Genomic DNA, 13,875 nt, shown 5'->3' on the forward strand with positions numbered 1-13,875 from the left:
TTTTGCGCCTTATTTCGTCATTCCGATGCAGGTCGCTGCGCGCCCTGCGAGAAAAAGCGCCGATGGCTCGCCACCGGCATCCGCGCCCGGATGGACGCTTGTTCATTACTGTCGCGTTCGGCCAGCAATACCGCTTCGCCTTGATCCTGTTCGGCGACTATGCGCCCCCATGGGTCGACAATCGCCGCATGCCCGAAGGTTTCCCGCGGCCCCGGATGCCCCCCACCCTGGGCCGCCGCCAGCAGGTAGCACTGGGTCTCGATGGCCCGGGCGCGAATCAGCACCTCCCAGTGCGCGGCACCGGTCACGGCGGTAAAGGCCGAGGGCGCGGTGATCAATTCGGCACCGGCCTTGCGCAATTCACTGTAGAGCTCGGGAAAGCGCAGGTCGTAACACACGCTCAGGCCCAGCCGACCTACCGGGGTATCGGCCACCACCACCTGGCTGCCATAAGCATAGTCATCGGATTCGCGATAACGTCCGCGCGTGTCCGCCACGTCCACATCGAACAAATGCAGCTTGTCGTAACGTGCCACCGTCTCGCCCTGCTCATCGATCAACAGCGAGCAGGCATTGGCCTTGGCATGCGGTTGGTCAACGGGCGGTAACGGCAAGGTGCCCGCCACTATCCATAACTTGAGGTCGCGGGCGGCCTGTTTCAACCAGGGCAGGACAGGTCCTTCACCCATGGCCTCGGCGCGGCCGATTTCGGCGACGTCGCGACGGCCCATGGCGGCGAAGTTTTCCGGCAGTACGGCCAGCCGCGCCCCTCCATCGGCCGCCCGCTCCAGCAACGCGCGGGCCTGGGCCAGGTTGGCCAGCACATCGCTCTGGCTGACCATCTGGATGACGGAAAAGGTCATGGCGCACTCCTTCAAAGACATAGCGTCATGCTACTCCATGCAGCTGCACGCCCAGTACGAAAAATGTCGGCGCAACAGGGTCGCGCCGGGCCTTACTTCGACTTGTCAAACGGCTTGTCGAAGGTGATCTTCGGTTCTTTCCAGGGGCCGGTGACGCTGTATTTGACGCTGGCGAAGCGCGCCACGCGGTCGCCGATCAGCTTGTCGATCAGGAACAGTGCGCCGCCGATGGCCGGCGCACCGACGATCAACGCGGCAATCGGCAGGTTGTTGGTCACCGGCAAGGTCACCAGCAGCTTGGCATCGACCCGGTCGGCGACCATATCGAGGGTGCCGTTGAGTTCCAGGTTGCTCGAAGGCCCGGTCAGGGTGATCGGCTTGCGCGTCACATAGACGCCATCGCTGGCCACCAGCAGGCCCTTGACCCGATCGTAGCTCAGGCCTTTGCCCAGCAAGTCGGAAAAGTCCAGACGCAGGCGGCGGCCGATGGAGTTGAAGTTCAGCAGGCCGAACACCCGTAGCGCCTGGGCACCGCCGTCAGCCTCGACGAACTGCCCCTTGTTCAGGGTCGCATCAAGACTGCCCGAGAAGCGCTTGAGACCGACCCAGGCCGGCGAACCGGGCCAGCGACCGTCAACGTCGAGCTGGAAATCCTCACTGGTGACGGTCGGGGCAAAGCTCCAGGCCTTGAGCACGTCCGCCAGGTTCTTGCCTTCCAGGCGCCCGTTGAACCAGCTGCCGCTGGCGCCGGGTAGGCCTTCCCAGCCACCGGAGCCCCGCAGTTGCAGGCCCTTGAGGCCGAGATCGAGGTCATTGAGCTTGATCCCCTTGGGGGTCGGGCGCGCCTTGAGCGACCAGGCACCGAGCAGGTCGTTGCCCTGGAACAGTTGCTCGATGCTCACGTCCACCGCTGGAATCTGCCGGGGGTCGACCGACGCCAACGGGTCCGGGGCATTCTCATCGGCGACCACGCTCGGGTCCGGTGCCGGCAAACGCACATAGGCCAGCTTGACGCCAATCGGCACACCCTTGGCATCCGGCAAGGTCACGCTGCCCTTGGCCTGCCGACTGTCGATCTGCAGGCCCCAGGCATTGGCACTGCGAGCCATCAGCAAACTCACCTGGTCGAACTGGCTACCGAAAGCGCTGAGCGTGCCGACCTTGAAATCCGCGCTGCTGAGCAATTGCTTGGCACTGCCGCCCGGATCCTGGCCGGCATAACGGTCAGCAACGGCTTTCCACGGCGCCAGGTCCAGCTCCGACAACACCCCACGGATCCGCAAGCCCTGGGTCGCCGGCAGTTGTGCATCGCCTTCGCCAAGGAACAACTCACCACGGCCATCGCCGAACTTGCCGCTCGGCGCGGCAAAGGTGAAATTGGCCAGGGTGCCGTAATCGAACCAGTAACGCCGCTCGGCGCCTTGCAGGGTCATGCGGAACACGCTGTCGCGGCCCAGGCCGGCGGGCATGCCGAACGGCGCCGGCAGGTCGACGGCAACGCCCTTGAGGTTGGAGTTGATCATCAACTGGCTGTCGGGACCGTCCAGGGTCAGTTGCAACTGGTAAGGCAGGTCGCCGGAAATCGGCAACGGCTGGCTGACATTCAGCCAATCGGTGAGTTTCTTGATCGCCACCTGCCCCTTGGCCACCACCCGGGTATTGAGGCTGCCCGGCTTGCCATCGGCGAAAATCTGCGCGGTGATCGGTCGCTCGAATGCCTGGGCACTGATGTTGCCGGCGCTGAGGCCCTTGGCGCTGTCGAAGCGGAAGTCGCCCTTGAGCTGGCTCAGTTCGAGGACCGGATCAGGCAGCTTGAGCGTGGCCTTGTCGGTCTTGAAGTCCACCAGGATCTTCGGTTCCTCGGCCTTGACCAGCGGCACATCGAGGCTCACCTTGCCCGACAGATCACCCGTGGCCTGCCAGCCGGCAAAGGTCGCGGCGGTGCCGATCGGCGCCTCCTGGAGAATCTTCAGGCCGTCGCCCAGGCCGCCGGCAAAGTTGCCGTCGAGGAACATGCGGCTGTGCTGGCCGCTGGGCACATGGGGAATATTGACCATGATGTCGCTGACCTGGGTGTTGAGCAACTGGCCTTCACTGGCCTTGATCCGCACCCCGCTGTCCTCGATAAAGACATCGCCCTTGACCTTGCTGACATGGGGCCAGCCCGGCTGGAACGTCAGTTCGGCATCATGGACCTTGAAAAACAGGCTGATATTGCGCGCCGCCGCCGAGGCATCGTGGTTCAGCGACCCCTGGTACTGGAAGAAGCCCTGCTCCACCGCGCCATGCAGGATCGAGCTGCGCAGCCATTCGTCCAGCGCCGGGCTCAACACCGCCGGCAGGTACTTGGGCGTGAAACGACCCTCGCCATCCACCAGGCCGACCCGCAGGTCCATATAGTCTTCGGTGCCCTGGGCGAAGTGCAGGCGAATCAGGAAGTCGGCGGCGATCTTGCCTTCTTCCCCGAGCACCTTGATGTAGGGCGCGATCAGGGTGAAACCTTCCTGGTCCAGGCGCCAGGTCAGGCGGGCATTGGCTTGCAGGTACTGCCAGGGGTTGTTGAAGATCGGGTACAGGTGCAGGGAGAAATCCTTGCTGTCCATGCGCAGTTCGCCCTGGCCGAGGTCGCCGCTGATGCTGCCGCTGACATTACGCGCCGCCGGGGCGCCATGGTAGGCGTCAAAGCCGACCCGCTCCAGGTTCGCGGCGAAACTCAGCTTTTGATCGCCGGTTTCCTGGGGCCGGTAATCCAGCAGCACGTTGCGCAGGGTACCGATGACCTTCAGGTGATCGATGGCCGTGGCCAGGCCTTCAGGCAAGGGTGCGAGGGCGTCGAGCAAGGGGGTGATGGGTGTCAGGTCAAGGCGGTCGGCCTGCAGGTGCCAACGTTCCGGATCCTTGTCGGTGGCCGCGAGTTGCTGCAACTGCAGATGGCTTTCCCAGCGCGTCTTCCCCAGGTTCATGGCCAGGGAATTGAGCTGCACGTCAAAACCCTGCCCGGTGTGCTGGACATAGGCGTTGAGGGCCAGGTTGTCGATGCTGACCGCCTTGCGCTGGGCATAGGCGCCCTGGAATTGCGGGGCATTGAGGCGGACCACGGCGTTCTGCACCGCGCCATTGGCCCAGTTCAACCAGAATTCGCCACCGGCCTTGAGTTCGGTGATTTTCATTTGCCCGGTCAGGCGCGCCGGCAGCCAGCGCGCCCAGTCGCTTTGCGGCAGGCTCAGGTAGGCTTGCGCGGTGCCGTTGCGCCAGTCGCTGGCGCGCAGGCGGGTCTTCAGGTTCAGGGCCAGGGGCTGGCCGTCAGGCAAATTCAAACGCAGGTCGAGGCGCTGGCGGGAAATACCGCTTTCCAGGTTGAGACCGACATAAGTCAGGGTCAGCGGCGACTCGCCGAACGGCTGCAAGGTCACCTGGCTGTCGAGCACCGACAGCTGCTTGACCATCTGCATGCGGGTCAGCAGCTGTGCGGGGTCCAGCGGCTGATCGTCCTGTACCGGCAAGCCCTGGAGGGCCCAGTGGCCGTCCTGGTCTTCTTTCAGGCTCAGTTGCAGGCCGCCCAGTTCCAGATGGGCGATCCGCACTTCGCGGGCCCGCAGGCTGGCCCAGAGATCGGGCACCACCTGGACCTTGTCCAGCAACAGCGCCGAAGCGCCCTCGCCGACTTTCACGTCATGGGCCAACAGCACCGGGGCCAGGCCATGCCAGCGCCCTTCCAGGCTGCCGATGGACAGCGGCAAACCTACGGCGGCCTGGGCCTTGCTTTCGATCTCGGCGCGATACTCGGCCACCAGCGGCACCAGTTGCCGGCCCAGGCTGGCATACAACGCCACCAGCACCAGCAACAACGCACAGAGGCCCATGGTCCAACGGGTCAAGCCGGCAACAAAGCGTGTCAGACGCTCCATGTCAGTGCCCCCTTGAGGCATGGTTCAATGAACAGGTCGACACCGGGCCGGGCTTGCAGGTTCTCAGTACGGGAAATCAGAGCAGCACCACGTCATATTGTTCCTGGGAATACATGGTCTCGACCTGGAAACGAATGGTGCGGCCGATAAAGCCTTCCAGCTCCGCGACATTGCCGGACTCCTCGTCCAGCAAGCGATCGACCACCTTCTGGTTGGCCAACACTCTATAACCTTCAGCCTGGTAGGCGCGGGCTTCACGCAAAATTTCACGGAAAATCTCGTAGCAAACCGTTTCCGGGGTCTTCAGCTTGCCGCGCCCCTGGCAGCTGCTGCAGGGCTCACAGAGCACCTGTTCGAGGCTTTCGCGGGTGCGCTTGCGGGTCATCTGCACCAGGCCCAGCTCGGTGATGCCGATGATATTGGTCTTGGCGTGATCGCGCTCCAGCTGCTTTTCCAGAGTCCGCAGGACCTGGCGCTGGTGCTCCTCGTCTTCCATGTCGATGAAGTCGATGATGATGATCCCGCCGAGGTTGCGCAGACGCAGTTGCCGGGCAATCGCGGTGGCCGCTTCGAGGTTGGTCTTGAAGATGGTTTCTTCGAGGTTGCGATGGCCGACAAAGGCCCCGGTATTGACGTCGATGGTGCTCATGGCTTCGGCCGGGTCGACCACCAGGTAGCCGCCGGACTTGAGCGGGACCTTGCGTTCCAGGGCCTTCTGGATCTCGTCCTCGACACCATAGAGGTCGAAGATCGGCCGCTCGCCGGGGTAATGCTCCAGGCGGTCGGCGATTTCCGGCATCAGTTCGGCGACGAACTGCGTGGTCTTCTGGAAGGTTTCCCGCGAGTCGATACGAATTTTCTCGATCTTCGGGCTGACCAGGTCGCGCAGGGTACGCAGGGCCAGGCCGAGGTCTTCGTAGATCACGCTGGGGGCGCCGATGGTCTTGATCTGCGCGCCGATCTGGTCCCAGAGGCGCCGCAGGTAGCGGATGTCCATCATGATCTCGTCGGCCCCGGCGCCCTCGGCCGCCGTGCGCAGGATAAAGCCGCCGGCTTCGGTGATGCCTTCACGGGCCACGCAGTCGCTGACCACCTGCTTGAGGCGCTCGCGCTCGGCTTCGTCCTCGATCTTCAGGGAAATGCCGACGTGGGCCGTACGTGGCATGTACACCAGGTAACGCGAGGGAATCGACAGTTGTGTGGTCAGGCGCGCCCCCTTGGTGCCGATGGGGTCCTTGGTGACTTGCACCACCAGGCTCTGCCCTTCATGCACCAGGGCGCTGATGCTCTCCACCGCCGGCCCTTCGCGCATGGAGATTTCCGAGGCGTGGATAAACGCCGCGCGGTCCAGGCCGATATCGACGAATGCCGCCTGCATGCCCGGCAACACCCGCACCACCTTGCCCTTGTAGATATTGCCGACGATCCCGCGTTTCTGCGTACGCTCGACATGAACCTCTTGCAACACGCCGTTCTCTACCACCGCCACGCGCGATTCCATCGGCGTGATGTTGATCAGGATCTCTTCACTCATGGCTGGGTCTCGTTCAGGCGTATTCACAATAAAGTTGCCGTATCGCGGGCGTGCGGCAATCAGCGCACGACAAGGTTTTGCCAACAGGGTATGCCGAAATGGCCAAGCAGTTCTGCGGTTTCGCACAGGGGCAGGCCGACGACGGCGGAATAACTGCCATTCAAGCCCACCACGAAAACCGCCGCCAGGCCTTGAATAGCATAGGCGCCCGCCTTGTCCCGGGGTTCCCCGCCGGACCAGTAGAGATGAGCTTCTTCCGGGTGTATTGCACGAAATTTCACCAGGCTGCGCACCACCCGCGACTCGCAGCGCTCACCGTCGAGCACGGCAATAGCGGTCAGCACTTCGTGTTCGCGGTCGGACAGGGCCAGCAACATGGCCAGCGCATCGGCTTCATCCACGGGTTTGCCGAGAATCCGACCGTCCAGCACCACGGCGGTGTCGGCCCCCAGCACACAGGTCCCGGCCGCCGCCTGACTGGCGCCCAGCCGTGCACGGCCGGCCGCGGCCTTGCCCCGCGCCAGGCGCTCGACATAGGCCAGCGGGCTTTCGTCGGGCAGTGGGGTTTCGTCGATCTCGGCACTGATGACGCTGAACGGCACGCCGATCTGTGTCAGCAGTTCACGCCGACGCGGTGAGCCGGAAGCCAGGTAGAGCGAGGTCATGGAGACATCTCCGTGTCGGGGCTCTTTGTAGGAGCTATGTCAGCTTAGAGGAGCTATATCAGTAGAATAAGCAACTCGCCCACCCATAGCAGGCGAGATCCCGTCAGTTGATTTTGTAGCGGCGGCGTAGCCCACGCAGGCCGAAGCTGACCCAGGGCCAGAGCAAGGCACTGACCAGGGCCGGCAGCACCAGCGCCAGGGTCGGTTGGCGGTTGCCGGTCAAGGCGCTGAGCCAGAGTTGCACCAGCTGCGCCAGGCCGAAGATCACCAGGATCACCAGGCTCTGTTGCCACATCGGGAACATCCGCAGGCGTTGTTGCAGCGACAGCACGAGGAAAGTGATGAGGGTCAGGATCAACGCGTTCTGCCCCAGCAGGGTGCCGTAGAGCACATCTTCGGCCAGGCCCAGCAGGAACGCGGTGACCATGCCGATCTTGTGCGGCAGGTACAACGCCCAGAACGCCAGCAACAGCGCCAGCCACAGCGGACGCAGGATCTCCATGAACTGCGGCAGCGGCGAGACGCTGAGCAGCAGGCCGATGGCGAAGGTCAGCCAGACGATCCAGCCATTGCGGGAAAAGGTACCAGCCATTATTCCTCCGTCCGGGGCGCAGCCCGTGTCGCCGCCGGCGGTTTGCTGGCAGCAGGTTTGGCAGGGGTTGGCTTGACGGCATGGGCCGCCGGCTTCGCCGTGGCTGCCGGTGCAGCGGCAGGTGCGACGGGTGCGTTCGGCTTGGCCGGTGCGGTCCCTGGCTTGGGCACGGTGGCCGGTACCACGGGCGCGCCGTCACCGCCCTGGCGATCAGCTTCCTGGGCCTGCGCCGCTTCGTTGGCACGCTCTTCCGGGGTACGGCCGTCGCTGAACACCAGCAACAGGTAACGGCTGCGGTTCAACGCGGCGGTCGGCACGGCGCGGACAATAGCGAAAGGCTGGCCCGAGTCGTGAATCACTTCCTTGACCGTCGCCACCGGGTAACCCGCCGGGAAGCGCTGGCCCAGGCCGGAACTGACCAGCAGGTCGCCTTCCTTGATATCGGCGGTGTCGGCGACATGGCGCAATTCCAGGCGCTCGGGGTTGCCGGTCCCGCTGGCAATCGCCCGCAGGCCGTTGCGGTTGACCTGCACCGGAATGCTGTGGGTGGTATCGGTGAGCAGCAGCACGCGCGAGGTGTAGGGCATCAACTCGACCACCTGGCCCATCAGGCCACGGGCATCGAGCACCGGTTGGCCGAGGACCACGCCATCACGTTCACCCTTGTTGATGATGATGCGATGGGTAAACGGGTTCGGGTCCATGCCGATCAACTCGGCCACTTCGACCTTCTCGTTGACCAGTGCCGAGGAGTTGAGCAATTCGCGCAGGCGTACGTTCTGCTCGGTCAAGGCCGCGAGTTTTTGCAGGCGCCCTTGCAACAGCAGGTTTTCGGTCTGGAGTTTTTCGTTTTCGGCGACCAGCTCGGTACGACTGCCGAACTGACTGGCCACGCCTTGCCACAAGCGTTGCGGCAGGTCGGTGATCCAGTACGACTGCATCAACACCAGCGACATCTGGCTACGCACCGGCTTGAGCAGCGTGAAACGGGCATCGACCACCATCAGCGCGACCGATAGCACGACCAGCACCAGCAAGCGCACGCCCAATGAGGGGCCTTTGGCAAAAAGCGGTTTAATGAGCCGCTCCTCCCAGGCAATGAGTCATTTTATTCATACGGCATCACACCGGCCTGGATGAAGTTGACAGAAGATAAACGCAACAGGCAGCACTGCCTATGCAAAGTGCTGCCTGCGAGCGGAACAGCATAGAGCTTCCCGGCGAACTTACTCGCTGGAAAGCAGATCCATGGTGTGCTTATCCATCATTTCCAGGGCACGACCGCCGCCACGGGCCACGCAGGTCAGCGGATCTTCGGCGACGATCACCGGCAGACCGGTTTCCTGGGCCAGCAGCTTGTCGAGGTCACGCAGCAATGCGCCACCACCGGTCAGCACCAGACCACGCTCGGCGATGTCCGAAGCCAGTTCCGGAGGCGACTGCTCCAGGGCGCTTTTCACCGCCTGGACGATGGTCGCCAGGGATTCCTGCAAGGCTTCCAGGACTTCATTGGAGTTCAGGGTGAAGGCACGTGGCACGCCTTCGGCCAGGTTACGGCCGCGTACGTCGACTTCACGCACTTCGCCGCCCGGGTAGGCGGTGCCGATTTCCTGCTTGATGCGCTCGGCGGTGGATTCACCGATCAGGCTGCCGTAGTTGCGGCGCACGTAGGTGATGATCGCTTCGTCGAAGCGGTCGCCGCCAACCCGTACGGATTCGGCATAGACCACGCCGTTCAGGGAGATCAGCGCGATTTCAGTGGTACCACCACCAATATCCACGACCATCGAACCGCGGGCTTCTTCCACCGGCAGACCGGCACCGATAGCAGCAGCCATCGGCTCTTCGATCAGGAACACTTCACGGGCACCGGCACCAAGGGCCGATTCACGGATGGCACGGCGCTCGACCTGGGTCGATTTGCACGGTACGCAGATCAGCACCCGAGGGCTGGGCTGCAGGAAGCTGTTTTCATGCACCTTGTTGATGAAGTACTGCAGCATCTTCTCGCAGACGCTGAAGTCGGCGATCACGCCGTCTTTCATCGGACGAATGGCCGCGATATTGCCCGGCGTACGGCCGAGCATGCGCTTGGCCTCGGTGCCGACGGCGACGACGCTCTTCTGGTTGCCATGGGTGCGAATCGCAACAACCGATGGCTCATTCAGGACGATACCGCGCTCGCGCACGTAGATAAGGGTGTTGGCTGTGCCCAGGTCGATGGAGAGATCGCTGGAAAACATGCCACGCAGTTTCTTGAACATTGGAAAGGGACCCTGGGCAACGCGTGGGTAAAAAAGTGCGGCAAACTCTAACAACGACGGGGATTTTGGGCAAGGCGCCAATATGTTAAATTAGGCGTTTTTCCGAGCACCATCCCATACAATCGCGGCCATGTGACCGTAGAAATGCGGTAGTGTTCCGACAATCGTAAGTCGCGCCCGCACTTATTGACACTCTTTATTGTGTATTGCCTAACCGAACGGACCCCTTTCGTCCGGTTTTCCACTGGAGATCCCCATGGCGCTTGAACGCTCCGACGTGGAAAAAATCGCTCACCTGGCCCGCTTGGGCCTGGTCGAAGCCGATCTTCCACGCACCACCGAGGCCCTGAACAGCATTCTGGGTCTGGTCGACCTGATGCAGGCCGTCGATACCAGCGGCATCGAACCCCTTGCCCACCCTCTGGAAGCGAATCAGCGCCTGCGCGCCGACGTCGTGACCGAGCGAAATCACCGCGAGGCTTATCAGTCCATCGCGCCAGCGGTCGAAAACGGCCTGTACCTGGTTCCGAAAGTCATCGACTAAAGGGAAAGAGCCTGCAATGCATCAGATGACCCTGGCCGAGATCGCCCGTGGCCTCGCCGACAAGAAATTCTCCTCCGAAGAGCTGACCCGGACCCTGCTGGCGCGTATCGCCCAGCTCGACCCGCAGCTCAACAGCTTCATCAGCCTCACCGAGGACCTGGCCCTGAGCCAGGCCAAGGCCGCCGACGTGCGCCGTGCCGCCGGCGAGAACGGTGCCCTGCTCGGCGCGCCGATCGCCCACAAGGACCTGTTCTGCACCCAGGGCATCCGCACCAGCTGCGGCTCGAAGATGCTCGACAACTTCAAGGCGCCCTACGACGCCACCGTGGTCGCCAAGCTGGCCGCCGCCGGCACCGTGACCCTGGGCAAGACCAACATGGACGAATTCGCCATGGGCTCGGGCAACGAATCGAGCTACTACGGCCCGGCGAAAAACCCGTGGAACCTGGAGCATGTACCGGGCGGTTCGTCCGGCGGTTCGGCGGCCGCGGTTGCCGCGCGCCTGCTGCCGGCGGCCACCGGCACCGACACCGGCGGCTCGATCCGCCAGCCGGCGGCGCTGACCAACCTCACCGGGCTGAAACCGACCTACGGTCGTGTCTCGCGCTGGGGCATGATCGCCTACGCCTCCAGCCTCGACCAGGGCGGCCCGTTGGCGCGCACCGCCGAAGACTGCGCCCTGCTGCTGCAAGGCATGGCCGGCTTCGACCCGCAGGACTCCACCAGCATCGACGAGCCGGTTCCGGATTACTCCGCCAGCCTGGGCACCTCGATCCAGGGCCTGCGCATCGGCGTGCCGAAGGAATACTTCAGCGCCGGCCTCGACCCGCGTATTGCCGAACTGATCCAGGCGAGCATCAAGGAGCTTGAGAAACTGGGCGCGATCGTCAAGGAAATCAGCCTGCCGAACATGCAGCACGCGATTCCGGCGTACTACGTGATCGCCCCGGCGGAAGCCTCGTCGAACCTGTCGCGCTTCGATGGCGTGCGTTTCGGCTATCGCTGCGAAGACCCGAAAGACCTCACCGACCTGTACAAGCGTTCCCGAGGCGAAGGCTTCGGCGCGGAAGTCCAGCGCCGCATCCTGGTCGGCGCCTACGCGCTGTCGGCCGGCTACTACGACGCCTACTACCTGCAGGCGCAGAAGATCCGTCGCCTGATCAAGAACGACTTCATGGCCGCCTTCAACGAGGTCGACATCATCCTCGGCCCGACCACGCCGAACCCGGCGTGGAAGATCGGCGCGAAGAACAGCGACCCGGTCGCCGCGTACCTGGAAGACGTCTATACCATCACCGCCAACCTCGCGGGCCTGCCGGGCCTGTCCATGCCGGCCGGTTTCGTCGACGGCCTGCCGGTGGGCGTGCAACTGCTGGCGCCGTATTTCCAGGAAGGCCGTCTGCTCAACGTTGCGCACCAGTATCAGCTCAACACTGACTGGCACACCCGCACACCTGAAGGCTTCTGAGGAGAAACACATGCAATGGGAAGTCGTGATCGGGCTGGAGATTCATACCCAGCTCGCCACCCAATCGAAGATTTTCTCCGGTAGTGCCACCACCTTCGGTTCCGAGCCGAACACCCAGGCGAGCCTGGTTGACCTGGGCATGCCCGGCGTCCTGCCGGTGCTGAACCAGGAAGCGGTGCGCATGGCGGTGAAATTCGGTCTGGCAATCGACGCCGAGATCGGCCAGCACAACGTGTTCGCGCGCAAGAACTACTTCTACCCGGACCTGCCCAAGGGCTACCAGATCAGCCAGATGGAACTGCCGATCGTCGGCAAGGGCCACCTGGATATCACCCTGGAAGACGGCACGGTCAAGCGCGTCGGGATTACCCGTGCGCACCTGGAAGAAGATGCCGGCAAGAGCCTGCACGAGGATTTCAGCGGTGCCACCGGCATCGACCTGAACCGTGCCGGCACGCCGCTGCTGGAAATCGTTTCCGAACCGGATATGCGCAACGCCAAGGAAGCCGTGGCTTACGTCAAGGCGATCCATGCACTGGTGCGCTACCTGGGCATCTGTGACGGCAACATGGCCGAAGGCTCGCTACGTTGCGACTGCAACGTTTCGGTCCGGCCAAAAGGCCAGGTCGAGTTCGGCACCCGCTGCGAGATCAAGAACGTCAACTCGTTCCGTTTTATCGAGAAGGCGATCAACACCGAAGTGCAGCGCCAGATCGAACTGATCGAGGACGGCGGCCGGGTGATCCAGCAGACCCGCCTGTACGACCCGAACAAGGACGAGACCCGCGCCATGCGCAGCAAGGAGGAAGCCAACGACTACCGTTACTTCCCCGATCCGGACCTGTTGCCGGTGGTGATCGAGGACACGTTCCTCGATGAAGTCCGCACACAGTTGCCGGAGCTGCCACCGCAGAAGCGCGAGCGCTTCCAGGCCCAGTTCGGCCTGTCGGTTTATGACGCCAGCGTGCTGGCTTCGAGCCGCGAGCAGGCGGACTACTTCGAAAAAGTCGTGAGCATCGGCGGCGACGCCAAGCTGGCGGCCAACTGGGTCATGGTCGAGCTGGGCAGCCTGCTGAACAAGCTGGGCGTGGACATCGACCAGGCGCCGGTCACGGCCGAGCAGTTGGGCGGCATGCTGCTGCGGATCAGCGACAACACCATCTCCGGCAAGATCGCCAAGATGGTCTTCGAAGCCATGGCCAATGGTGAAGGCAGCGCGGACGAGGTGATCGAGGCCCGCGGACTGAAGCAGGTCACGGACAGCGGCGCCATCGAGAAGGTGCTGGACGAAGTGCTGGCGGCCAACGCCGAGCAGGTCGAACAGTATCGGGCGGCGGATGAAGCCAAGCGCGGCAAGATGTTCGGCTTCTTTGTCGGCCAGGCGATGAAAGCCTCCAAGGGCAAGGCCAACCCGCAGCAAGTCAACGAACTGCTGAAAAGCAAGCTCGAAGGCTGACAGCGGCTAGGCTCTCAAGAGCGCTAAAAGCTTCGCGGGCAAGCCTGCTCCTACAAAATCTCGCCGTACACAAAATTTGTGTTCGACGATGAACTGTAGGAGCCTGGCTTGCCAGCGAAGAGGCCCTCAAGATCGCAAAAAACCTCGCAGGCCAACCGTTAGAGGACATCCGATGAAGCGTCTGCTAGCCGCCCTTGCCCTCCTCAGCCTGCTGGCCGGCTGCGCCAGCCACGACATCAATCCCCGCGGCTATGACGAAACCGGCATGGCTTCGTATTACGGCGCCCAGCACCAGGGCAAACGCACCGCCAGCGGCGAACCCTTCAACCAGCACGGCCTGACCGCCGCCCACCGCCAGCTGCCCTTCGGCACCCGGGTGAAAGTCACCAACCTGGCCAACGACAAATCGGTCATAGTGCGCATCAACGATCGCGGCCCCCATACCCGTGGACGCCTGATCGATCTTTCGCGCGAAGCGGCCGCCCAATTGGGTATGCTGCAAGGCGGCACCGCCCGCGTACGCATCCAAAGCCTCGACGACTGACCCGCTGGAGCCCCCGCCATTTTCGGATTGACCACCC

11 protein-coding genes are annotated in these 13,875 nt (G+C 63.3%); 4 read left to right on the forward strand and 7 right to left on the reverse strand.

The genetic code is table 11. The features are described from left to right. Positions 1-17: 17 nt before the first annotated feature. The 7 genes from HX830_RS15910 to mreB all read right to left on the reverse strand — a co-directional run bounded on the left by HX830_RS15910 (position 18) and on the right by mreB (position 9,826). The gene (locus HX830_RS15910) at positions 18-863 is read right to left on the reverse strand and encodes a carbon-nitrogen hydrolase family protein (protein ID WP_177101141.1); all 846 of its coding nucleotides are present in this window, start codon (positions 861-863) and stop codon (positions 18-20) included. A 92-nt stretch (positions 864-955) separates the two neighbouring features. Further along, complete coding sequence (locus tag HX830_RS15915) at positions 956-4,771, reverse strand: YhdP family protein (RefSeq protein WP_177101143.1); 3,816 nt, start codon at positions 4,769-4,771, stop codon at positions 956-958. Between the two features lie 76 nt (positions 4,772-4,847). Further along, positions 4,848-6,305, reverse strand: a complete 1,458-nt coding sequence (gene rng, locus HX830_RS15920) for a ribonuclease G (protein ID WP_103496434.1) — start codon at positions 6,303-6,305, stop codon at positions 4,848-4,850. A gap of 59 nt (positions 6,306-6,364) precedes the next feature. Beyond that, positions 6,365-6,970 (reverse strand): Maf family protein, encoded by a 606-nt coding sequence (locus HX830_RS15925; RefSeq protein WP_152740062.1) that lies wholly within the window; start codon positions 6,968-6,970, stop codon positions 6,365-6,367. A 103-nt stretch (positions 6,971-7,073) separates the two neighbouring features. After that, complete coding sequence (gene mreD / locus HX830_RS15930) at positions 7,074-7,562, reverse strand: rod shape-determining protein MreD (protein WP_100942261.1); 489 nt, start codon at positions 7,560-7,562, stop codon at positions 7,074-7,076. After that, on the reverse strand, positions 7,562-8,641 hold the full coding sequence (gene mreC, locus HX830_RS15935) for a rod shape-determining protein MreC (protein WP_177101226.1): 1,080 nt from the start codon (positions 8,639-8,641) through the stop codon (positions 7,562-7,564). Before mreC ends, mreD begins: the two co-directional genes overlap by 1 nt. 147 nt (positions 8,642-8,788) lie before the next feature. Further along, on the reverse strand, positions 8,789-9,826 hold the full coding sequence (gene mreB, locus HX830_RS15940; protein ID WP_002555108.1) for a rod shape-determining protein MreB: 1,038 nt from the start codon (positions 9,824-9,826) through the stop codon (positions 8,789-8,791). A 256-nt stretch (positions 9,827-10,082) separates the two neighbouring features. On the opposite strand from mreB, the gene gatC reads away from it, so the two are divergent. The 4 genes from gatC (at position 10,083) to HX830_RS15960 (ending at position 13,838) form a co-directional block, all read left to right on the forward strand. Further along, the gene (gatC, locus tag HX830_RS15945) at positions 10,083-10,370 is read left to right on the forward strand and encodes an Asp-tRNA(Asn)/Glu-tRNA(Gln) amidotransferase subunit GatC (RefSeq protein ID WP_152740064.1); all 288 of its coding nucleotides are present in this window, start codon (positions 10,083-10,085) and stop codon (positions 10,368-10,370) included. Positions 10,371-10,386: 16 nt separating this feature from the next. After that, a complete protein-coding gene (gatA, locus tag HX830_RS15950) occupies positions 10,387-11,838 on the forward strand; it encodes an Asp-tRNA(Asn)/Glu-tRNA(Gln) amidotransferase subunit GatA (protein WP_103496438.1) in 1,452 nt (483 codons plus the stop codon). 10 nt (positions 11,839-11,848) lie between these two features. Continuing rightward, positions 11,849-13,294 carry an Asp-tRNA(Asn)/Glu-tRNA(Gln) amidotransferase subunit GatB gene (gene gatB / locus HX830_RS15955; RefSeq protein ID WP_152740065.1) on the forward strand — a complete coding sequence of 482 codons (1,446 nt, stop codon included), beginning with the start codon at positions 11,849-11,851 and terminating at the stop codon, positions 13,292-13,294. Positions 13,295-13,466: 172 nt separating this feature from the next. Next, complete coding sequence (locus HX830_RS15960; RefSeq protein ID WP_103496440.1) at positions 13,467-13,838, forward strand: septal ring lytic transglycosylase RlpA family protein; 372 nt, start codon at positions 13,467-13,469, stop codon at positions 13,836-13,838. Positions 13,839-13,875 lie beyond the last annotated feature (37 nt).

The sequence above is a fragment of the Pseudomonas gingeri genome, assembly GCF_013385425.1.
Taxonomy (GTDB): domain Bacteria; phylum Pseudomonadota; class Gammaproteobacteria; order Pseudomonadales; family Pseudomonadaceae; genus Aquipseudomonas; species Aquipseudomonas gingeri_D.

What these genes read in the sequence shown, in the direction of transcription:
- HX830_RS15910 (WP_177101141.1), bottom strand. Translation starts at nt 863, where the DNA reads ATGACCTTTTCCGTCATCCAGATGGTCAGCCAGAGCGATGTGCTGGCC.
- HX830_RS15915 (WP_177101143.1), bottom strand. Translation starts at nt 4,771, where the DNA reads ATGGAGCGTCTGACACGCTTTGTTGCCGGCTTGACCCGTTGGACCATG.
- rng (WP_103496434.1), bottom strand. Translation starts at nt 6,305, where the DNA reads ATGAGTGAAGAGATCCTGATCAACATCACGCCGATGGAATCGCGCGTG.
- HX830_RS15925 (WP_152740062.1), bottom strand. Translation starts at nt 6,970, where the DNA reads ATGACCTCGCTCTACCTGGCTTCCGGCTCACCGCGTCGGCGTGAACTG.
- mreD (WP_100942261.1), bottom strand. Translation starts at nt 7,562, where the DNA reads ATGGCTGGTACCTTTTCCCGCAATGGCTGGATCGTCTGGCTGACCTTC.
- mreB (WP_002555108.1), bottom strand. Translation starts at nt 9,826, where the DNA reads ATGTTCAAGAAACTGCGTGGCATGTTTTCCAGCGATCTCTCCATCGAC.
- gatC (WP_152740064.1), top strand. Translation starts at nt 10,083, where the DNA reads ATGGCGCTTGAACGCTCCGACGTGGAAAAAATCGCTCACCTGGCCCGC.
- gatA (WP_103496438.1), top strand. Translation starts at nt 10,387, where the DNA reads ATGCATCAGATGACCCTGGCCGAGATCGCCCGTGGCCTCGCCGACAAG.
- gatB (WP_152740065.1), top strand. Translation starts at nt 11,849, where the DNA reads ATGCAATGGGAAGTCGTGATCGGGCTGGAGATTCATACCCAGCTCGCC.
- HX830_RS15960 (WP_103496440.1), top strand. Translation starts at nt 13,467, where the DNA reads ATGAAGCGTCTGCTAGCCGCCCTTGCCCTCCTCAGCCTGCTGGCCGGC.